At 50.0% G+C, this 21092-nt stretch carries 22 protein-coding genes, 1 other RNA gene and 6 pseudogenes; 17 read left to right on the top strand and 12 right to left on the bottom strand.

The features are described 5' to 3' along the window. Positions 1–156: 156 nt before the first annotated feature. Positions 157–744, bottom strand: a complete 588-nt coding sequence (grpE, locus tag J5224_RS12750) for a nucleotide exchange factor GrpE (RefSeq protein ID WP_264625733.1) — start codon at positions 742–744, stop codon at positions 157–159. 138 nt (positions 745–882) lie between these two features. Between grpE and nadK the strand changes: the two genes are divergently transcribed. The 3 genes from nadK (at position 883) to bamE (ending at position 4031) form a co-directional block, all read left to right on the top strand. After that, positions 883–1761, top strand: a complete 879-nt coding sequence (gene nadK, locus J5224_RS12755; protein WP_264625734.1) for an NAD(+) kinase — start codon at positions 883–885, stop codon at positions 1759–1761. Positions 1762–1848: 87 nt separating this feature from the next. Then, on the top strand, positions 1849–3510 hold the full coding sequence (recN, locus tag J5224_RS12760; protein ID WP_264625735.1) for a DNA repair protein RecN: 1662 nt from the start codon (positions 1849–1851) through the stop codon (positions 3508–3510). A gap of 185 nt (positions 3511–3695) precedes the next feature. Continuing rightward, positions 3696–4031, top strand: a complete 336-nt coding sequence (gene bamE / locus J5224_RS12765) for an outer membrane protein assembly factor BamE (protein WP_264625736.1) — start codon at positions 3696–3698, stop codon at positions 4029–4031. A gap of 47 nt (positions 4032–4078) precedes the next feature. On the opposite strand, the gene J5224_RS12770 is transcribed toward bamE, so the two are convergent. Together J5224_RS12770 and J5224_RS12775 are read right to left on the bottom strand one after the other, a co-directional pair. Further along, positions 4079–4363 (bottom strand): RnfH family protein, encoded by a 285-nt coding sequence (locus tag J5224_RS12770; RefSeq protein ID WP_264625737.1) that lies wholly within the window; start codon positions 4361–4363, stop codon positions 4079–4081. Beyond that, positions 4356–4790 (bottom strand): type II toxin-antitoxin system RatA family toxin, encoded by a 435-nt coding sequence (locus J5224_RS12775; protein WP_264625738.1) that lies wholly within the window; start codon positions 4788–4790, stop codon positions 4356–4358. The genes J5224_RS12770 and J5224_RS12775 overlap by 8 nt, the downstream gene beginning before the upstream one ends. A 155-nt stretch (positions 4791–4945) precedes the next feature. Here J5224_RS12775 and smpB point away from each other — a divergent pair, with 155 nt between their 5' ends. From smpB to J5224_RS12795, 4 genes and pseudogenes are all read left to right on the top strand, one after another. Continuing rightward, positions 4946–5428: an SsrA-binding protein SmpB gene (smpB, locus tag J5224_RS12780; RefSeq protein ID WP_264625739.1), complete on the top strand. Its 483-nt coding sequence runs from the start codon at positions 4946–4948 to the stop codon at positions 5426–5428. A 45-nt stretch (positions 5429–5473) separates the two neighbouring features. Next, positions 5474–5836: a transfer-messenger RNA gene (ssrA, locus tag J5224_RS12785) on the top strand. Between the two features lie 195 nt (positions 5837–6031). Continuing rightward, positions 6032–7134 (top strand): annotated as a pseudogene (locus J5224_RS12790) (IS3 family transposase); the annotation flags it as partial. Positions 7135–7160: 26 nt separating this feature from the next. Beyond that, positions 7161–7772 (top strand): annotated as a pseudogene (locus J5224_RS12795) (primase-like DNA-binding domain-containing protein); the annotation flags it as partial. 52 nt (positions 7773–7824) lie between these two features. On the opposite strand, the gene J5224_RS12800 reads toward J5224_RS12795, so the two are convergent. The 3 genes from J5224_RS12800 to J5224_RS12810 form a co-directional block, all read right to left on the bottom strand. Next, entirely contained in the window at positions 7825–8304 is a 480-nt protein-coding gene (locus J5224_RS12800) for a GNAT family N-acetyltransferase (RefSeq protein ID WP_264625740.1), read from the bottom strand. Further along, positions 8295–8567 (bottom strand): DUF1778 domain-containing protein, encoded by a 273-nt coding sequence (locus J5224_RS12805; RefSeq protein WP_264625741.1) that lies wholly within the window; start codon positions 8565–8567, stop codon positions 8295–8297. Before J5224_RS12805 ends, J5224_RS12800 begins: the two co-directional genes overlap by 10 nt. A 511-nt stretch (positions 8568–9078) precedes the next feature. Further along, positions 9079–9867: an FRG domain-containing protein gene (locus J5224_RS12810; RefSeq protein ID WP_264625742.1), complete on the bottom strand. Its 789-nt coding sequence runs from the start codon at positions 9865–9867 to the stop codon at positions 9079–9081. A gap of 276 nt (positions 9868–10143) precedes the next feature. Between J5224_RS12810 and J5224_RS12815 the strand changes: the two are divergent. The 8 genes and pseudogenes from J5224_RS12815 to J5224_RS12845 all read left to right on the top strand — a co-directional run. After that, a pseudogene (locus tag J5224_RS12815) lies at positions 10144–10314 on the top strand (IS110 family transposase); the annotation flags it as partial. 120 nt (positions 10315–10434) lie between these two features. Continuing rightward, positions 10435–10572: pseudogene (locus J5224_RS12820) on the top strand (host cell division inhibitor Icd-like protein); the annotation flags it as partial. Positions 10573–10577: 5 nt separating this feature from the next. Next, positions 10578–10679 (top strand): annotated as a pseudogene (locus tag J5224_RS12825) (ash family protein); the annotation flags it as partial. 147 nt (positions 10680–10826) lie between these two features. Further along, the gene (locus J5224_RS12830; RefSeq protein ID WP_264625763.1) at positions 10827–11000 is read left to right on the top strand and encodes a hypothetical protein; all 174 of its coding nucleotides are present in this window, start codon (positions 10827–10829) and stop codon (positions 10998–11000) included. Between the two features lie 57 nt (positions 11001–11057). Beyond that, entirely contained in the window at positions 11058–11237 is a 180-nt protein-coding gene (locus J5224_RS35790; RefSeq protein WP_413544673.1) for a BrnT family toxin, read from the top strand. Next, positions 11227–11481, top strand: coding sequence for a BrnA antitoxin family protein (locus tag J5224_RS12835; RefSeq protein ID WP_264625743.1), 255 nt, complete (start codon positions 11227–11229; stop codon positions 11479–11481). Before J5224_RS35790 ends, J5224_RS12835 begins: the two co-directional genes overlap by 11 nt. Positions 11482–11600: 119 nt before the next feature. After that, the gene (locus J5224_RS12840) at positions 11601–11852 is read left to right on the top strand and encodes a type II toxin-antitoxin system Phd/YefM family antitoxin (RefSeq protein WP_264625744.1); all 252 of its coding nucleotides are present in this window, start codon (positions 11601–11603) and stop codon (positions 11850–11852) included. After that, on the top strand, positions 11842–12126 hold the full coding sequence (locus tag J5224_RS12845) for a type II toxin-antitoxin system RelE family toxin (protein ID WP_264625764.1): 285 nt from the start codon (positions 11842–11844) through the stop codon (positions 12124–12126). Before J5224_RS12840 ends, J5224_RS12845 begins: the two co-directional genes overlap by 11 nt. A 157-nt stretch (positions 12127–12283) precedes the next feature. Here the strand turns inward: J5224_RS12845 and J5224_RS12850 are convergent, their stop codons facing one another. The 4 genes and pseudogenes from J5224_RS12850 to J5224_RS12865 form a co-directional block, all read right to left on the bottom strand. Further along, positions 12284–13201, bottom strand: coding sequence for a nucleotidyl transferase AbiEii/AbiGii toxin family protein (locus J5224_RS12850; protein ID WP_264625745.1), 918 nt, complete (start codon positions 13199–13201; stop codon positions 12284–12286). Next, positions 13185–13730: a type IV toxin-antitoxin system AbiEi family antitoxin gene (abiEi, locus tag J5224_RS12855; protein WP_264625746.1), complete on the bottom strand. Its 546-nt coding sequence runs from the start codon at positions 13728–13730 to the stop codon at positions 13185–13187. The genes J5224_RS12850 and abiEi overlap by 17 nt, the downstream gene beginning before the upstream one ends. Before the next feature lie 208 nt (positions 13731–13938). Beyond that, positions 13939–14305, bottom strand: a pseudogene (locus J5224_RS12860) (Rpn family recombination-promoting nuclease/putative transposase); the annotation flags it as partial. 48 nt (positions 14306–14353) lie between these two features. After that, the gene (locus J5224_RS12865) at positions 14354–15613 is read right to left on the bottom strand and encodes an alpha-hydroxy-acid oxidizing protein (RefSeq protein WP_264625747.1); all 1260 of its coding nucleotides are present in this window, start codon (positions 15611–15613) and stop codon (positions 14354–14356) included. Between the two features lie 461 nt (positions 15614–16074). Between J5224_RS12865 and J5224_RS12870 the strand changes: the two genes are divergently transcribed. Further along, positions 16075–18030 carry an ATP-binding protein gene (locus tag J5224_RS12870; protein ID WP_264625748.1) on the top strand — a complete coding sequence of 652 codons (1956 nt, stop codon included), beginning with the start codon at positions 16075–16077 and terminating at the stop codon, positions 18028–18030. Beyond that, a complete protein-coding gene (locus J5224_RS12875) occupies positions 18020–19381 on the top strand; it encodes a sigma-54-dependent transcriptional regulator (RefSeq protein ID WP_264625749.1) in 1362 nt (453 codons plus the stop codon). The genes J5224_RS12870 and J5224_RS12875 overlap by 11 nt, the downstream gene beginning before the upstream one ends. Before the next feature lie 29 nt (positions 19382–19410). Here the strand turns inward: J5224_RS12875 and J5224_RS12880 are convergent, their stop codons facing one another. Then, positions 19411–19857 carry a hypothetical protein gene (locus J5224_RS12880; RefSeq protein WP_264625750.1) on the bottom strand — a complete coding sequence of 149 codons (447 nt, stop codon included), beginning with the start codon at positions 19855–19857 and terminating at the stop codon, positions 19411–19413. Position 19858: 1 nt separating this feature from the next. Beyond that, on the bottom strand, positions 19859–21091 hold the full coding sequence (locus J5224_RS12885) for an MFS transporter (protein ID WP_264625751.1): 1233 nt from the start codon (positions 21089–21091) through the stop codon (positions 19859–19861). Position 21092: the final 1 nt, after the last annotated feature.

Consider the following 21092-nt stretch of genomic DNA (forward strand, 5'->3'; position numbering starts at 1 on the left):
CACCGCCCCAACACGCGCGCATCGTTGTAAATGTGATCCGTGCCATATTGTTAACAAAATATAAACAAAAAACCCCAAGGTAAAGTCACTTGGGGTTTTTATTGATTTCAATTTGTTACGCCTGCCTTCACGGCACGCGCGGGTCGCTCAGGGAAATCAGCCCTTCGCTTTGGAAACGGCAACCATGGCGGGACGCAGCAAGCGGCCGTTCAGGGTGTAACCTTTTTGCATCACCATCATTACGGAATTAGGCGCATGGTCGGCCGACTCCAGCATGGTCATGGCCTGGTGCACTTCCGGGTTAAACGGCACGTTCACGTCACCCACCACTTCGATACCAAACTTACGAACGGCATCCAGCAGCGATTTCAGCGTCAGTTCCACGCCCTCAATCAATGAGGCAAGGGACTCATTGCTGCGATCGGCAGCATCCAGTGAACGCTCGAGGTTATCAATCACCGGCAGCATTTCACCCGCAAATTTTTCCAGCGCAAACTTGTGCGCTTTTTCCACATCCATTTCAGCGCGACGGCGGATATTGTCCGTTTCGGCACGCGCGCGCAGCACGGTATCGCGCTCACGCTGCTGTAGTTCGTTCAGTTGCGCTTCCAATTCGGCAATACGTTCATCACGCGGATCGGCGACGTCTGTCGTTGCAGGTTCCACTTCCGCATGTTGCCCCTGTGCCGCTTCCATTTGATCTACGACTTGCTCGTCAGGCGACTTCTGTTCTTTACTACTCATGAAATTCTCCGCGGTTTTAGCATTCATCTCGCTTGTTCGCTTATTATGGGGATGAAAACCGGGGATTCAAGAGAAGTAGTCACATATACCGACAGATTTCGTGATACCGGGCGGCTCAGGGTAAGGAAAAGCATAACGATGACGAAACAGTTCAATTGCATTGGCATTGTGGGCCACCCGCGCCACCCCACGGCACTGGCGACGCATGAAATGTTGTATCACTGGCTGCACGGCGAGGGCTACCAAGTGATGCTCGAGCAGCATATCGCCCACGAGCTAAACTTGCCCGACGCGCTGACCGGCAGTCTGGCGGAGATCGGCATGCAAGCCGATTTAGCCGTAGTGGTAGGCGGCGATGGCAACATGTTAGGCGCCGCTCGCGTACTCTCTCGCTATGACATTGATGTGATTGGCGTCAACCGCGGAAATCTCGGCTTCCTGACCGATCTCGATCCCGATCAGGCACAACAACAGCTTACCGAGGTGCTGGAAGGGCGCTACCTGAGTGAGCGGCGCTTTATGCTGGAGGCGCACGTTTGCCGCCGCGATCAGCCCGACAGCACCAGCACGGCGATCAACGAGGTGGTACTGCACCCCGGGAAAGTCGCCCATATGATTGAATTCGAAGTCTATATCGACGATCGCTTCGCGTTTTCCCAACGCTCGGACGGCCTGATTATCTCAACGCCTACCGGTTCCACCGCGTACTCACTTTCCGGTGGCGGCCCCATCCTGACACCAACACTGGATGCCATCGCGCTGGTGCCGATGTTTCCCCATACGCTTTCAGCGCGCCCACTGGTGATAAATAGCAGCAGCACCATCCGCCTGAAGTTTTCCCATATCACTCACGATCTGGAGCTGAGCTGTGACAGCCAGATAACCCTGCCGGTACAGGAAGGGGAAGAGGTACTGATTACCCGCAGCCAATACTCGCTGAATTTGATACATCCAGAAAATTACAGCTATTTCAATACGCTAAGCACAAAGCTGGGGTGGTCAAAAAAATTATTTTAAAATTTCGCGCTGGCCACTTTACTGGTTAAAAAACGGCATTATACTGTATGCAATTACAGTCTGTTGTTACATACAGGAAGGTGATTCATGCTGGCGCAACTCACTATCAGTCATTTCGCTATCGTGCGTGAGTTAGAAATTGATTTTCAATCAGGTATGAGCGTTATCACCGGTGAAACCGGCGCGGGCAAATCCATCGCGATTGACGCACTGGGCCTGTGTTTGGGCAACCGCTCTGACGCCAGCATGGTGCGTCCCGGCGCACAGCGCGCTGATATCTGTGCCCGTTTCGCTCTCAGCGACACACCTGCGGCACGGGCATGGCTGGAGCAAAACCAACTGGATGACAGCAACGAGTGCCTGCTGCGACGGGTGATCAGTGCAGATGGACGTTCACGCGGGTTTATCAATGGCACCGCCGTGCCATTATCGCAGTTGCGTGAGCTCGGCCAACACCTGATCCAACTGCACGGGCAGCACGCTCACCAGTTGTTGCTCAAACCTGAACACCAACGTCATCTGCTGGATGCCTATGCCGACGAACCGCAACTGCTTGCTGCCATGCAACAAATCTGGCAACAGTGGCACCAAAGCTGCCGCGATCTGGCACAGCTGCAACAAGCGAACATCGAACGTGAAGCACGCCGTGAACTGCTGCAATACCAGCTCAAGGAGCTGAAAGAATTTTCCCCTCAGCCCGGCGAATACGAACAAATTGACGTCGAATACAAACGGCTGGCTAACAGCGGACAACTGCTGTCACTCAGTCAGCAGACATTGCAGTTGCTCAGCGAAAACGACGATCAGAACATCATGAGCATGCTCCACAGCGCAAAGCACCAGCTCGGCGAACTTGTTACCCTTGATGATAAGCTGGGCAGCGTGCTGAATATGCTGGAAGAAGCCAGCATTCAGATCAGCGAAGCCAGCGATGAGTTGCGCCACTACAGCGAGCAAACGGATCTCGATCCGACCCGACTCTATGAGTTGGAGCAGCGCTTGTCACGCCAGATGGCCCTGGCGCGCAAACATCACATCGCCCCGGAAAACCTGCCGGCATTCTACCAACAACTGCTGGATGAACAGCAGCAGTTGGAAGAACAAGAGAGCAACCACGCCACGCTCAGTCTGGCCGTCAGCGAATATCACCAACAGGCGCTGCACGCCGCGGAACAGTTGCATGCCCGCCGCCAACACCATGCGCATGAACTGTCTCAGTTGATTACGGCACAGATGCATGAACTCGCCATGCCGCACGGCCACTTCTCCATTGAAGTAGAATTTTCGCCAGAGCGCCTGACCGCCTTTGGCGCAGACAGCATCGCGTTTTTGGTCACGACTAACCCGGGTCAACCTCATCAGGCGCTGGCGAAGATCGCCTCCGGCGGCGAGCTATCCCGCATAGCCCTGATCATTCAGGTGATCACAGCGCGTAAAATGGATACCCCAGCGCTGATTTTCGACGAAGTGGATGTGGGCATCAGTGGCCCGACCGCCGCCATTGTCGGCAAAATGCTGCGTCAACTCGGCACATCCACGCAGGTGATGTGTGTCACCCACTTACCGCAAGTTGCTGGCTGCGGTCATCAACACTTCTTTGTCAGTAAACACACCGACGGTGCTGCTACTGAAACGCTGATGCAACCGCTGGATAAACGCGCACGGTTGCAAGAACTGGCGCGTTTGCTGGGTGGCAGTGCAGTCACCAAAAACACACTGGCGAACGCCAAAGAGTTACTGGCCGCGTAAAAACGGTAGCAGGCATCGCTAGCGATGGGCTAATTGAGTGTGTTTTACCGTTGGTACCGATAGTGTTCTGGTAAAAATAATCAACTTTTTTGCATTCCGGTGGTCATACAAGCGCCTTGCCGGTTTTCAAGACAGGCAAGGTCTATTATCATCGGCAACCTATGCCCTTAAGGAATGTATTTACTATGCGCTGTAAAACGCTGACCGTCATCGCCGCGATGGTTGTTATGCTGACCGCCGGTTGTTCTACGCTGGAAAGACTGGTTTATCGTCCAGATATCAACCAAGGGAACTATCTGGCACCGGCTGATGTGGCAAAAATCCATACCGGTATGACCAAGCAACAGGTTGCCTATACATTGGGTACGCCGATGATGCAAGACCCCTTTGGCAGTGACACTTGGTTCTACGTTTTCCGTCAGCAACCCGGGCATGAGGCGGTAAAACAGCAAACGCTGACGCTGACCTTCAGCCAGGATGGCATTTTGACCAACGTGAAAAATCAACCGACGCTGAATTGATAGTGACGCGGTGATCAGAGCACGCATAATAAGGCACAGCATGTGCCTTATTTTTTGGAACGCTCCGCGCGCTGACGGCGCAATTCTTTAGGATCGGCAATCAACGGGCGATAGATCTCGATGCGATCGCCCTCTGTAACGCCGTCCGTCAAACGGGCTGAACGGCTAAAGATTCCGACTTTGTTGACCTGCAAATCGATATCGGTACGCAATGTCAGCAATCCGGAAGCAACAATAGCCTGCTCCACCGTTGCGCCCTCTTCCACCGTCACGGACCGCACATACTGGCGTTCTGGCAGTGCATAAACCACATCGACACGGATTTCAGGCACGGTATACCTCTTTGGCGCGCAGGGTGAAGGCCTGCACCATATTACTTGCTAGCTCTTTAAACACCTTGCCAAAGGCCAGTTCGATCAACGCATTGGTGAATTCAAAATCAAGATGCAGTTCCACCTTGCAAGCATCGGAACTTAAAGGAATAAAGCGCCAATCGCCACTCAGTTGACGGAACGGACCATCCACCAACTGCATAGTGATGCACTGGCTCTCGGTGAGCGTATTGCGCGTGGTAAAGGTTTTGCTGATCCCAGCTTTAGAGACATCGACGGCGGCCGTCATCTCTTCAGCGCTGGCAGCAAGAACGCGGCTCCCGGTACAGCCAGGCAGAAACTGGGGATAGGAGGCGACATCATTCACCAACTGGTACATTTGTTGCGCGCTGTAGGGCACCAGTGCAGAGCGACTAATCTTGGGCATGACATTTTCCGTATGACTTCAAACGCGCGGAATAATAGCACCGATGGCCCGGATGGTAAAAATTCTGAGGCAACGATCGCATCCCTTCCTCAACGTGCGTTCACTGATGCGGCAGTGATGTCTTTCCCTTTAACATCCGGTATAATGACGACACTATGACAAAGAAAAAAGCTTATAAACCCGGCTCCGCTACCATTGCGCAAAACAAGCGTGCTCGCCACGAATACTTCATTGAAGAAGAGTTCGAAGCGGGATTGGCGTTGCAAGGATGGGAAGTAAAATCACTACGTGCAGGTAAGGCCAACATCAGCGACAGCTATGTACTGTTGCACAGTGGTGAGGCTTTTCTGTTTGGTGCTACCTTTCAGCCACTACTGGCTTCGTCAAGCCACGTGGTTTGTGACCCTACACGTACCCGTAAACTGTTGCTGAATAAGCGCGAGCTAGATTCACTCTACGGACGGGTTAATCGTGAAGGTTACACCGTGGTCGCGCTTTCGCTGTATTGGAAGAACGCCTGGTCAAAAATAAAGATTGGCGTTGCCAAAGGCAAGAAAGAGCACGACAAGCGCTCGGATATCAAAGAGCGCGAGTGGCAAACGGACAAAGCACGCATCATGAAAAACGCTAACCGCTAACAGTGGATTAGGGCGTCACGGTTCTGTTATACTACTGAAGTACTTGGGGCTGATTCTGGATTCGACGGGATTGTGTAGCCTTAGGAGCATGCCGAGGGGCGGTTTGCCTCGTAAAAAGCCGCAAAAAAATAGTCGCAAACGACGAAAACTACGCTTTAGCAGCTTAATAACCTGCTCTGAGCCCTCTCTCCCTAGCCTCCGCTCTTAGGACGGGGATCAAGAGAGGTCAAACCCAAAAGAGATCGCGTGGATGCCCTGCCTGGGGTTGAAGCGTTAAATCCAATCAGGCTAGTTTGTTAGTGGCGTGTCTGTTCGCAGCTAACCGGCGAATGTAAAGACTAGACTAAGCATGTAGTGCCGACGGTGTAGTAATTTCGGACGCGGGTTCAACTCCCGCCAGCTCCACCAAATTCTTGATCGGTGATTACCAGAGTCATCCGATAAAGTCCTGAAAGCCCGCACAGCGCAAGCCCTGCGGGCTTTTTTGTGTCTTCAATTTGCCCCGTGAAGTCTGAAGCCAACTTGTAAGTATCCCAGTAAACCGAACCATTCACTTTTAGAGATCTTCCGACATACTGATTATGTCCCGTTGAGGAGATCGCTATGCGCAAAGCCCGATTTACCGAGCATCAGATCATTGCCGTTTTGAAGTCTGTTGAAGCCGGACGTACCGTCAAAGACGTTTGCCGCGAAGCGGGAATATCCGAGGCGTCGTACTACAACTGGAAAGCGAGGTTTGGCGGAATGGAAGCCTCTGATATCAAAAAGATGAAAGATCTGGAGGATGAAAACCGCCGTCTGAAACAGATGTTTGCCGATCTGAGTCTGGAGTGCAGGGCACTCAAAGATGTTATTGAAAAAAAGCTTTAAAACCAGCGATAAAGCGTGAACTCGTCAGTTATCTGACCGCGCAGTTTACGATGAGCATCCGCCAGGCATGCAGGACGTTATCGTTGAGCAGGACGGTGTATTTTTATCAGCCTGACACTCGGCGTGATGAGCCGGTCATTCAGGCACTGACTGAAATGGCGGAACGCTATCCGCGATATGGCTTCAAGAAGTTGTTCCAGAAGCTACGCAGGCAGGGACATGCATGGAATCACAAACGCGTTCATCGTATCTATTGCTTACTGAAACTGAATTTTCGTCGTAAAGGAAAGCAGCGTCTGCCGGTGCGTAATCCGGCCCCGCTGGCGACGCCGGAGGCACTTAATCAGTGCTGGTCGATAGATTTTATGCATGATGCACTGGTGTGTGGTAGGCGTTTTCGCACGTTCAACGTGGTGGATGATTTTAATCGTGAAGTGTTGGCGATAGAAATAGACCTGAATATCCCAGCACAACGCGTTGTTCGGGTGTTGGACAGGATAGTGGCAAACCGAGGATATCCGCTAAAGATGCGGATGGATAATGGTCCAGAGCTGGTCTCGCTGACGTTGGCACAGTGGGCGGAAGAGCACGGTGTGGCACTGGAATTTATTAAACCGGGCAAACCAACGCAGAATGCCTTTGTCGAACGTTTTAACCGAACGTACCGAACAGAGATACTGGATTTTTACCTGTTCAGAACGCTGAATGAAGTTAGGGAAATTACGGAGCGCTGGCTGCATGAATATAACAGCGAGCGTCCCCATGAATCACTGAATAACCTGACGCCGGAAGAATACCGTCTGATGGCTGAAGATCCGGAAATCTCAAAAAGTGAATGGTTCGGTTTACTTGGATACTTACAGTTGACCCGAAATACCGGGACGCCTACTCAACCCGTATCCCGGCGGTGATTCTGGCGGTCAACAACAGCCCGATGCGCTTTAGCGACCGCAGCGGCGGCGTGTCCCGTCGTCGTGTAATTATTCCGTTCCCGGAAGCCATCGCGGCCAGCGAGCGCGACCCGGCGCTGAAAGATAAGATCCGCGCTGAGCTGGCGGTAATTGTGCGCCATCTGATACAACGCTTTAGCAACCCGAACGAGGCCCGTGCACTGCTACAGGCGCAGCAACAAAGCGCCGAGGCACTGGAAATCAAACGCCATGCCGATCCGTTGGTCGACTTTTGCGGCTATCTGCTGGCGCTGGGGGACACCGACGGACTGTATATGGGGAATGCCAACATCACACCGCGTAACCCGCGCAAGTACCTGTATCACGCCTATTTGTCGTTTATGGAGTCACGCGGCCATCAAAGACCTATGACGCTTACGGCATTTGGAACAGCGTTGCCAACCATGATGTCGGAATACGGCAAGGTGTATCTCAAGAGCAAGACTAAACAGGGAGTACAGACCAATTTAGCGCTGACAGGGGAAGCGGATACTGATTGGCTACCTAAATGTGAAATTTCCTAACAAGCGACAGACGTAGCAACACCGGCTATGAAGGCCGGTTTTGCTTTTTGATTTACCACAGCGGTAAAAGTAAGGTATTGGGCTGGAGTTCACTGCTGGTAAAGCCCCAGTGCAGATAAAAGGCTTTGGCGTCCTCAGAAAGCGCATGTACCAACAACGCTTTGGTACCAACCTGCTCCGCGACTTGACGGGATCGCAACACTGCATCTTTTAGCAGGCCAGCGCCGATCCCCCTACCCTGATAACGTTCATCAATAGCCAGACGGCCAAGCACCAGAACAGGCATCGGATCGGGCATATTACGCCGCAAAGCCCCCGGTGCCATTTGTCGTTGTACACTGCCCGTAGCCAAGGCGTAGTAACCTACCACCTGATTATTGCCCGATTCGCATACGACAAACGTCCTTGATGCGCCAATGGTTTGGTTCTTGAGTGCTTTTCGTTTTAGCCATTCATCCAATAATGGCTCTGAACAACGAAAATCAACAACACTATGCTGGGGCAATAATAATTCAGGTGCCGTTATTCCCACGGTGATTTCCTGTCTAATAACGCATGCAGTCGCTCATTGGTGGCAACCGGTTTTTCTAGCGCGGTCATAAAGGCATCAAACTGCGCCTCATCGACCAGGAACAGGCGTTGATCCAGCAACACCTCTTCCGCCTCACGACATGCCGCCTCAAGGATAAAATCAGTGCGGGACTTTGATAGCAGCTTTGCTGCGACATCAATCAGTTCACGCTGCGAAGCTTTGGCTCGGATATTGATCGGCGTTTCTTTCGCTTCAGTTCTCATAATGACCTCATGTATAGCAAACAGCTACACAGCGAGCATAATGGATTGTGTAGCAAATAGCTATACATCGTGACAATGATTAGCACGAGGGTGATGAGTTACTCATCACCTATTCACCGACTCATCACCTCTTAACATAATGATTATTAATCATAAAACTCACAGGTGACGAGGGTGAACAGTTTTACATAAAATCATTTTATTGGGGCAAATCTAGACAAATTGAAAACGAAATAGGCACAGCCCAACCCCTGATAACCGCCCCGAAGAAAAAGATCGAATAATCACCAGATTGCACCGTCGTCCGTATTCGTAGGCCTACATTTAGGCCTAATCACAAAGTCTGAATTGGCATTTATTTCAATATAATCATTATATTAGGAAATACGCTCAGACTCCGCCAGCCAATTAAATCAAGGGGTTACGTGAAAGCGTGGCCCCTTTTTTATGTCCAGTGTTCACTTTGCGCCCATCACTCGATAGCAATACTCGTTAGGCTCTAACAATCGATTCAAGAACGCTCATAATTGAATCTGTCCTGGTCAGTGCTATTGCTGGCGCAGAAACCATCGATATCTGGGTGTAATGCTTCATGATGTATATCAAAAGTGCTCTTAAGTTGTTCCAGCATCATCCTTTTGAATGCCGGACGTAAAGCAATAAAAATGTACGATTCGGGATTGTCATCAAAATATAAGCTCCCAAATCGACTTTTGCTCACTGCGCTGTATACGAACTGCGCGCGCTGGGCTGCGATTCTTTTTGTTACTATCGGTGGTTGCCAAGTGATGGCCTTGTTTATGTCAGACTTTGTTGAAAAAATATTGTCATACATTCTTTCTTCATTTTGCCCTTCCCCCCCTGATACATGTAACCGATCAAGCCCTATCAGTAGGCCGGTTGCATTTTCTTTTGAACTACATGCGAACCACAAAGCAACCAGCATATTCCTAGAAAAATCAATAAATCTTGTCGCGGCACCATGGTGCTGTAGCTTTGCCAGCACTTCAAAGTCAGTTAATCTCCGTCCATCCTCATACCCATAACCACCATGTCTAGCCTGGCTTATTAAATTTTTCTCGTAACCAGCCATCATATTTTCTGTAACTTTTCCTCCTCTACGTCCTACTTTTAATCTTCTATAAGCAGCACTATCAATTGGCCATTCAATATTTGCTTGCCCCCTCCAGTAATGTACTCGAGGGCAACTACCCCATTTTTTTTCAAGGATTTGGCACAATTCAATGAAGCTTCTAGGCGCATACATTTTTCCAAAAATACTGGAGTTTTCCGTGTCCATATTCTTCCTAATGTTAGTTAACACCTGCATATAACACACTAGTAATCAATTCATTGCAGTTTTTTTTATTTGCTAAATTAGCTTTGTAATTGAAGCACTATTAAGCCAAATACACGTTTGATTTTACAGATAACTGCAGCCTACCTTATGGCTGTGCTAAATCGCTTCGGCCAAAACGTGCCGTTCTGTCTTGTAGGCCCCCTCGCGTAATTTACTCCATAACCTTTTGTGTGTGCTGGCTGCTGGCTGCGCCAGCAGGGGAAAGTCTGAAAAAGGGTACCCGTAATGGGCTACATGAACTTCAGCGAAGCCGCTCACGCTATCACAGACTACATCGTGGGATATTACAGCTCACTCATGCCGCATGAATATAACGGTGGATTATCACCAAACGATTCAGAAAATCGATTCTGGAAAAGTTCTAAAGGGGTGGTCCGTTTTCATTGACCACTACAGCGACTGCCCTAATGGTTATTGAGTGGCAGTTTAAACGCCCCCCATACATCATGTAATGAATGGCCTCACTCACTCTTGCTTGTCTGCACATTATAACGCTATAGTTCCTCTGCTGCCGCCAAATCGGCAGTCGGGATTGGCGTCCTGAGCAACTCAACGGCGACTATAGACGCGCGATGCGTCTTTTTTATGTCGCAACCTTTGTACACTTGTACTTTTTGTAGCCAGCATCATGCTGGTACTACATAAAAACAATGGTGGCTCAGGCGGGGGCTTCTTCGGAAGCGCCGGGATTCGTTGAGGCCGGTTACGCCAACCCCGTCTGGGCTACCACCCTTGAAATTGGCGTTTCTGGTGGTAGCGACATAAGTTACTCAACGGAAACTGTTCTATGTCTATCTCATCAATATTGTCATCCCCATTATTTACCTTGCCATTCATACCTCCACATTACTCTGACTTACAGCCATCAGCCGATAACCCGCTCCCTCAGGAGGTGCGTCATGTTTGATTCCACACCGCTAACTTCAGAGGAAATCACTGACCAGTGCCGTGCACTAACCCATGCATTAATCAAACTGGAAGATCCTGCCATGAAAGAAGTACTCACTTTCATGCTGGCTGAACGGCTGGAACATTTGAATGATTCGTTGGATACAGTGAATCATCTTCGATGAAGTAGACTGATACTCATCTGCCACAAGTCATCCCGGCTGTACGGGTTGACTTGTGTATTGAGCGTTTGTGATGACCGATTTGATTATGGCGAAAAGCGCTATCAAACCCTCGGTGCAGCAGGCGGACAGATTTTACTGTTGCTAGTCCATATGGATAGATTCGGTTCAATCAGGATCATTTCCGCCCGTAAGGCGAACGCCAAAGAAAGAGCAAGGTACAAGGACTATGGACCGTAAACAACAGATTGATCGTCTTAACAACATGGCAGATGCAGACATTGGCTATACCGATGCGCCGGAACTGCCTGACGCTGTATGGAATAAGGCGAAACGAGCCAAGTTCTTTAAGCCGATCAAAGTCCAAAAAACCGTACGTTTTGATGCCGATGTGTTGAATTGGCTCGAAAGCGAAGGGCCGGGCTATCAAACGCGACTCAATAGTATCCTGCGTCGGGAAATAGAAAAAGCACTGCGTTCCTGACAACACACTGTTCCATCATAAATGCATCAGAAGCGACCGACAGGTTCAGCGCAATAGCCTTGTCCCATCACTAATTCAGTGCTAAATTTAGTATCAAATACCATGCTAAAGATAGCGCTATGATCGTACAACCTATCCTTGCCAATGCGGCAGTCAGTATCAGCGATTTCAAAAAATCACCGAATGCTGCACTGAAAGAAGCCAACGGCCAACCCGTTGCTGTGCTCACGAATGGTCGCATCTCTGGCTACTATGTTTCCCCGGAACTGTGGGAAGCATTGGTCGAGTATCAGGAAGATATCGAACTCGCTAAAATTGCCCGTTCAAGGATGAAAGGGAAGCGGGTTAAGGTTGAGTTGGATCAGCTATAGTCTTGAGTTTGAAGAACACGCCCTGAAAGAATTTAAGAAGCTGACCGCCCCGTTGCGAGAGCAGTTCAGCAAGAAGCTGAAAGACGTTTTGCAAAATCCTCATGTTCCCGCCAACCGACTGCACGGCATGTCCGACTGCTACAAGATAAAACTCCGCTCCGCTGGTTATCGGTTGGTGTATCAAGTGCTAGATCATCAGATCGTGGTGCTGGTCTTAGCGATAGGTAAACGGGAACGCTCACAGGTTTACCAAGCGGCAAAAAATAGGCTCTAAACCAAATTGATGCATATTATGCCCGAAAGGTGAAGAGTTACTCATCACCTGTTCACCCACTCATCATCCATTAATATATTGATTATTAAAAATAAAAATATCTGATGAACAGGGTGAACAGTTTTGTGCAAAATCTTTTTATTTTGGCCACTAACGATTACATAACGAATGGTGCTTTCCCATCCTCTCCTTTTAGCGCCTGCTGTAATGCCCCCAAGAGCGCTTTTAATTGGCCGCTCAAATAGTGGCTAAAAATTTCACGTCCTAACGTTCGATCAAATACTGTTTGTGGCAGAAATCGGCGCATTTCAGCGCTAAAGCGCCCATCCCCCACAACCTGATCAATGCTTTCTATACGCTGTGCCAGTAACTCATCATAATTCGGGATGCGGTAGTCCTGTATTTTCTTACGAATCATATCGATATCATAAGTCGCGTTCTGCTGGATAAGCCATGGTAAATCCCAAACGTCACGATAGCGGATATATTTGGTAGTGGCGACAAGCGAAACCAGTTTGTCACACATCACTTCATTTAGCGTTTCACACATGACCAGCGTATCGGAATAACCATCGGGTAAAACCTCATAGTTACGTTTTAGCGTCATCGGCGTTCTGGTATAAGCCGGAATATTGGCGATCTCAATCTTGATCCGCTGTCTCGGCATATCACGTTTTTCCGGTGCAGTGGTCACGGACACCTGCCATTTGTCGATACGGATTTCCTCATAACCGGGTTCATTTCGTAGCTCATTTGGCTCTTTCACGTTGACCTCAAGGCCGTACCGATTCCCCAGATAATCCTCAATACAGGCTTTCATGTTTTTTAGGTCTGCGCCAGAAAACGCAACACCACCGGCAAAATCCAAATCTTCACTGAATCGGTTTGCGCCATGACACAGCCTTAACGATGTCCCGCCCTGAAAAGTAAGCTGTTCTAACAAGCCAGCGCTATCAAGACAGTAGAGAATGTCGTAGTGCAAAAGCTCCTTTTCCACCACATTGCGTAAACCTTCAAGCTCGGCTGATTCCACCGCTTTGCTGACCAGTTCGGCAAAGTTAACTTTCTGATTCATGATATAGCTCCGATTCGTCAATCAGGTGGATATTGCGTCCAACGCGGCGTAAATCCCTCACGGCGGTTTTCTTCGTCGCTTGCCGTAACGGGGAATTACCAAAATAGGTATCCTGCAAAATCTGCTCTGGTGGCCGTTTGGTATGGGTAAATTCAATCACCCCAAAAGGCGTTTTATGTTCTTCGGAACGTCCGGTGGTCATCACCGTGATCCGGTCAATCGGGATTTGAGAAATCACGCCATATTCAGACAAGGCGGATTCGAGGCTAAGATAGTTATATTCACCACGGCGTAGCGCTAACACGATGCGTTCAAGCGTATAGGCATCTTTGCTTTTGGCATGGTTATAAACGTACACGCCGCGAATCGCACGGGTCAGGATGCCATCTTTTACCAGCCGATTTAGCCCGGCATTAAACGCTCTGGGCGTATCCTCATGGAAAATCTTGGCTAAATCGCGGGAGGTAAAGACATAACGCCCTTGCTTATCGAATGTGTTTAAACGCTCAATAGCAGTGATCCTGTTCATTTATAAGTCCACATGAAAACCATATAATCATGTCATTCATGTATACTTGAATAAAAAAACTTGTCAAGTATACGCGAATAACACCAAAAAGTGATATTCACGTGTACTTATCGAGAGGTCGTCACAGATTACTGTGACAAAAAGGTGAGTTTCACAGGGTGAGAGCGTCAGCAAAAAGCCCTATCGCTTTCCAGCATTGGTATACTTGCTGCATGATGTCGTCATCGGAAATGATCGTCACATCAACCAGCGGGAAATATTCACTGTAGAGCTGCTTGGCTAAAGCCGGATCGTCGAACAGTTGTAGCCAGTTGGTGGAATTCGGGCAAGGGCTCGGTTTGCCCGCATAAAACAATATCGGGATCACCAGAGGCAGTTTTTTATTCCCTGCATCAAGGTGCCGCTGCATTGCGGCAACAGCGTAGCGCAGTAGCCTGAATACCATATGTTTATCCGGCTTACTTTGGTGCTCAATCAGTACATGGACAGACCCCCGCTCCCGCGCGGGTCTGTAAGCTGTAAAGCACATCACTGTAAAACGCTCTTAAGTCATCCTCAACAAACGAGCCGGACTCCGGATGCGTCAAAGGCTACACCGAATTGGCATGCCGTGATGATTACAATCAAACGCTCTGAATCAGAATCGCCGGGTCAACATTCCGCACATCGGCGGTACCGGTCAGCACCATGCTGGACTCAAGCTCACCTTGGAAGCGTTTGAACTGCATCTCAACCCCTTTAACACCACCGCCGAGGCTGGCACGTAGCATCGGGCGGCCAACCAATACGGCATGGGCACCGCTGGCCAGCGCTTTGAGCACATCGCCACCATCACGCACGCCACCGTCGACCAGAATCGGCATCTTGTACCCGCGATCGCGTACCGCTTTGACAATGGCGGGTAACACATGCATGGTCGCAGGGGTCGAGCTCAGCACGCGACCGCCGTGGTTAGACACCACAATCGCCCCGCAACCGGCTTCGGCGCACATCAGCGCTTCTTCCACCGTCATCACGCCTTTCGCCATAAAAGGGATCTTGGCGTATTTAACGATTTCCTTAAGCTTTTTCAGGTCCTTAGGCTCAACTGTGCTGCCGGGCAGTGCACGGGCAGCACGGCCCGCCGAATCAATATCAATCGCAAAGAAAGGCGCACCGGCATTCTGCACCAGATCGATACGCTCAAAGATTTCCTGTTGGGTACGCGGTTTGATTTGTGCAATCGCGCGGCCTTTAAATTCTTTAACAACCTCTAAACGACGTTTGTAGGTATCGACGGGATCTTCAATGCCGTCCGCCGCCCACCCTAAACAACCTGAGTTTGCCGCCCCTTCGATAATGCCGCGGGCGTATTTATCTTCAGTCATCACTTCGCCATCGAACGCTAATTTGTTCGCAGCCCCCATGTTGTAGGTTAAACCACCGGTGACACCGGTCAGGATAGGCATCGCTAATTTAACGCCAAATAACTCCGTTTCCATTTTCGGCTTAGTCACATTGTGCAGGCTGCGCATTGTGAGACTCATGCCTTCAAAGGCTTCAATGTTGCGCACAAAGCTTTGGCGCATACCGCCCATACCGGGAACACCTTCCCCGCACGGACCTTTACCGTTGCAACGCCCCGCCCCGGCGACATCACAGGCAGCACACGTGCTCATGATTTTGCGCGCATTGCCGAGTACGTCTTTTAAGTTTTTAGGCTCTTTAATGTAACCGGTGATGGCTTTTGGCTCTTCCGCTGAGGCAGTGGCTCCCGTTGCTGCCACCACTTCTGCGGCGTGGGCTGTAGATGAAGCGGTCAGCGCAAGCGTTCCTGCCGCAGCGGCGAGTACAGCTCCCTTGGTTAAAAATTCTCGACGATTTTGATCTAATTTATTATCCATATTAGTGTCCCCTATGTTATTCAATTCTTTTCAGGAGTTATTAACGCGAATTGCTCACGGCCTGAATTTACGCTGCGTAATTTCTGAAGGGATAACGTTCGAGGATAGAATTTGGAGATAGGTCGCTTAACGTAAAAAACTTTGAACCTTGCATACTCTATTATGCATTTTTGCATAATGCAGAGATCCCACACTTCAATATTAATTAATTATCATTCTCTTTAAAAGAATATGACGTAACCGTATCACTAATCAAGTAAATTAAATGTGATATCTCTGTCAAAAAAGAGATAACAGTCTGCACGGGTAAATTAACGGCATTTAACGTTTCGTCCTTGTCAAAAAGCGAGATTGATCGCTTCCCTTTATTCAATAGCAGCGTAAAGTAAAGCTTTCAGCCACGCTTCCCCATAAAAAAGTAATCATCAATGTTGGGAAGTGTTCAAGAAGGTGTGTATTGTGTGAGCTATTGGCAGTATTTACGGGGAATGATAGTCGCGCTGAGTCTGTTCTCGGCACAAGGATTTGCGCAGCAAAATCTGACATTCAATGTTCATAGCAATACCCCGCCCTTTGAGTGGCAAAATGAGGCTGGCGAAGAGACTGGCTTTAACATTGAATTAGCCCGTCAAATTGCCCAAAAGTTGCAATACAATTTAATTATCAATCGCCAAACGCTCGAGCAAACCCTGTATTCCGTAACCCATAATTCGCGCCAATTAGCCGTGATTGATTTGCCCGCTGGAGAAAGCTTTGCGCTCAACACAGCGCTACCGCTATTGCCTACCTACATCAGTGCCTATAACCTGCGTAGCGCAGGCCAGGCAGACTCGTGGGCCGCGCTGTACAAAAAGCGCGTAGCCATTAAACAAGCTTCTTCGGTAGAGATGTATCTTAAGGCTAATCCGCAGGATTTTACCCTTGTGCCTGTCGTCACCAATGAGCAGGGATTTGAGCTGTTATCCGCCGGTAAAGTGGACTTTGTACTGGCAGAGTTCTACTGTGCCCGCCGCTTGTTGCAACAGTTCCCGATGACTAAAACAGCGAGTAATCCGTTATTTCTTAGTCAATTTTATTTAGTCATGTCCGAAAAGGACCCCCAGTTCTCCAAAGCGGTAAGTGACGTTCTTGAGCAGAATTACCACGGTGGTTACTTCGATGATTTGATTTATAAATGGGTCGGCTTCGGTAAGGAAAAAATTGAATTAGGGAAAGTCCGTAACGATTTTTTCCAATGGGCATTATTTGCTGCCATCATTTCCAGCATTGGCTTGTTAATCACGCTTTATATCAGTCTGGTGCTCAAACAAAAAACCCAATCCCTTAAACAGGAACTCCACCAACGACAAAAAGCCGAGGCGGAAATTAACCGCGTATCGGCCCAATTCCATTCGGTATTAGACGGTCTTCCCTGCGGCGTTATCCTGCTAGATCAACACTTGAAAATAATCTGGCAAAACGGTAAATATCAGTGGCTGTTAGCACCAGAAAGGCTTGAACAGGCATATCCAAAGGTCGCACTCACACCGCTTATCCAGTCAGGATTCAATGGTGAAGAATCACAATTAATCGAATTCTCGCTCGACAATAAACGCTGGAAACTGAATTTATACCTGATCTCCAGCAATATGATCACCTTATTTATCGAAGACTATACCGAACCCTTTGAGTTGAAACAGGTGAGCGAACTCTCCAGCCGCCTGGCATCCCTTGGGGAATTAACGACGGGCATCGCCCACGAAATTAATAATCCCGTGGGGCTCATCAATCAATCAATGAGTCTGATGCAGGATATTATCGACGATCTGAAACGGGCATTGCCGTCCACGACTTCGCAGCCACAGGCGCTGCAACAGGGACTTGAGAAACTCAATTATACCAGCCAATCGGTGCAGGAATCGGCCCAGCGCATTGGCTGTATCATTCACGATCTCAAACATTTCTCACGCTATGGTCTCAGCAATGTTAAACCTGTCGCACTCAATCACATTGTTGAAACTGCGCTGCGGTTAACCCATAACAATGTCAAACGGTTGCAGTTGCAGCTCTCACTCCATCCTCGCCTTCCGGCGGTTAAAGGGGACGAGCTGCAACTCCAATTGGTGCTTATTAATTTGATTCAGAATGCCTGTCTGGCGATGGACAAAATCCATCCCCTGCTGACGATTGAAACCGGGATCGAAGAGGGACGTGTATACCTTAAGGTCATCGATAATGGCTGTGGTATGCAGCCTCACATTCAGGCACGTATTCGCGAACCCTTTTTCACCACCCGTCGCGAGCAAGGGGGAACAGGGCTTGGGCTTTCGACCACCAATAAAATTCTTATCGAACACGGTGCCCAGTGGCTTATCCATTCGCAACCCAATATTGGCACCGAAATGAAAATTTTATTAGGAATATGCAATGAAGCTTAGTCGCAATATTCTCGTTATCGATGATGAAACCCGCTGGCTGCGTACCATCGATATGTTGCTCAATCGGCATATTCCCGAGGCCAGGACCTACACCTGTGAAAATAGCCGCCAGGCTTTGCAACTGATCAATGATTTGGATATTGCGTTGGTGCTACTCGATCTCAATATGCCCGCCCTTGATGGTCGGCAATTGCTAAGAGATATTCGCGAGCATGCTCCCTATGTGCGAGTGATCGTATTGACAGGACTCAATGAAACCGACATCGCGGTAGCGTGCATGAAGCAAGGTGCCTATGATTTTATTACCAAAACCAGTTCAACCGATCAGTTACTGATAGGCGTGCGCCGCGCCATGGAGATGATTGGGCTGGAACGGCGTTACCATCAAATTAAAGAGGGGTTCTTTAATCGCATGAATCTGAGTGCGTTTGACCGAATCCTCACCACTGACATCAAAATGCACGACTGCTTTACTTTCGCTGCCGCGTTGCACGATAGCCGCGAGCCTATCTTAATAGAAGGTGAAATAGGTACAGGTAAACATCTGTTTGCGGAAGCGCTGCAACAACAGGTTTGTCCAGAATTACCCTTGTTAACGCTGTCAGTGGCCGATATCACCCCACAGATGTTAGAGCAAAAACTGTTTGGGGTTGCCCATCAAGCGGGCTTGCTCGATATGGCAGGCTCAGGTTTTTTGCTGCTTGAACATCTCGCGCTGGCAAATGAGGAAACCCAAAGGGTGTTCACGCAGTTGTGCCAGCGCAAACGCTATTTTCCGCAAGGCTCGCTGCGGGAAACTGCGCTCAAATGCCGGTTATTGTTTAGTACCACGGTGCCGCTGGAACAGCTCGAGCAAAAGAATTTCTCCCACGGATTGCTTTACTGCCTGCAACCACAGCGCATAAGGCTACCGCCGCTCAGGGAACGGACCGCTGATATTGGCCTGTTATTGCAGCATTTTAATGAGATGGCCTGCCAGGCGTTGGGGCGGGATTACCTCGCGCTGCCCCACGATCTCGCGAGCCGACTGGAGCATTACGCCTTCCCCGGAAATATTGCCGAATTAAAATCGTTAACTTTTACCGCCGCAGGGATCAGCAACGGTCAGGAACTGTCCCTCGCGCCTTTTTTTAAGGCGCTAGAACAAACTCAACCGCTACCGCACAGTGAACGGATTACCTTTCCAGCGAATTTACCCACCATTAGAGAAATCACAGAGCAGTTGATCCATGAGGCACTTATTCGCACCAATAACAACCAGAGTGCCGCAGCCAAACTGCTCGGGATAACGCAAAGTGCGTTGAGTCGCCGCTTGGGCAATGCGGGCATAAGCAAAGAAACAGGTGCTTAAATGCATCCGTAATGCGACTGGTCGTGCACTTACTCCATCACGGCCCCATCCAGCGCAAGAAACGCCGTCGCTTTTCGATAAGCGTCCTCCATATCGTCTGCCAGCGTTTTGGGAAACGGCAGGATCTTTTTCACTTTGGGAAACATGGCGCTCAGGCTCTCACGCACTTCAGGCTCACAGGTCAAATACACATAACCCGCGCAGTAATCCCGCAGTTCATTTTTATATTGCTTCATCCATCGCGATGCCTGCTTCTCTTGTTCATGGGGTTCTCTCTCATGACCATGCCTTGCTGGAATCCACACCAACGCCACGCGCCGCTGCTGTGTCAGAATGTGCGTCAATCCCGCCAGTAACCTGTCGGTGCGATTCGGCATCTCCAATGCGGGAAAGCGCAGGAAGACCACGGGCCAGCGCGAACTGTCGAAAATTTCACTGTCCAGTGGCTCACCGGAATAATGATGTTGTTGGTTCATGTTATTCATCCTTTTCTGCCATGGGGGCACGCAATAGCCCCGTAATAATCAGTAGTGCCAGCGCACCCGATGCGTAGAACCAGGGCCAGCTAATCCAGCTCACCATTTGCGCCCCTGCAATGGTAGCCAGCGTGCTGGCAAACCGTCCTACGCCGTAAAAAGCCGCGTAATCGGTAGCGGGTTGCGCCCCGCGTGACCACCCCAATATTCTGGCACTCAGCACCACAAAAATGCCGCTCACCGCCGCCCCCACCGCTATCGCTCCCGACATGGCGAGCCACGACTGCACCCGAACAAAACCGGTTATCATCGCGGCCAATGCCAGCAAGGCCAGCACGGTGAACGCCATCAGTGCACCGGAAAGCCCGCAGCGGCGCATTAACGGCATAGAGATAACCGCAGTGATCAGCATGGTGATGGGGCCAAGCGTGCCGACGATCCCACCGATCTGCGCTATCGGCACATTGAGATCGAGCAGCATCAGGCGATTCAGTCCCGCAATCGGAAAGATAACGCAGCACGCTAACGTCAAGAGAGTAAGTCGCTTGCGCTGTACGGGGTTACGCAGCAACGCACTCAGGCTCGCCGCGTCCCGCCGCCCAACGTTCGGTTGGCCAACATGCGGTACCTCTTTCATTAACAGCAGCACCGGTAATACCAGCAGTAAAAGAGAGGCCGCATAGCACAGGAAGATCGCCTTCCAGCCATAGGTGTGAAACAACGCGACAAAAGCACCGCCGCCAATCATGGCACCTGTCGATAATGCTCCCAGTTTGCAGGCCGCTGCACGCGGTCGCCAGGCTGGATGAATGCGCTCTACCGCCAACCCGTCCAATGCAATATCCATGGTTGCCATGGTGAACGCCACAAAGAGCCCCATCGAGAACAGAATCCCCATGGCTGCGCCTTCCAGCAGCGCCACCATAGCTACCGTCAATGCCGCCAGCACTTGCATCGGTACAATCCACGCCAGTCGAGGCGGCAATAACGGCGGGCGCCAGCGATCCACCAGCGGTGCCCACAAAAAGGCGACGCCCAACGGCAGATAGAGCGCATAGAGCCACCCGGCGGCTCCCAGACTGATGCCCTGCGCACGCATAATGGCAGGGAAGCCACCCTGAATGAGCCCCATGGTCATGCCGAAGCCGATGTACAGCGCGCTAATGCCCAGTAGCGTGGCTAGCTGCTCACGCATGCGCGGTGCTTGCGTGTCGGACCGTATTGCTTGTTCCATT

The organism is Candidatus Symbiopectobacterium sp. NZEC135, from assembly GCF_025962695.1.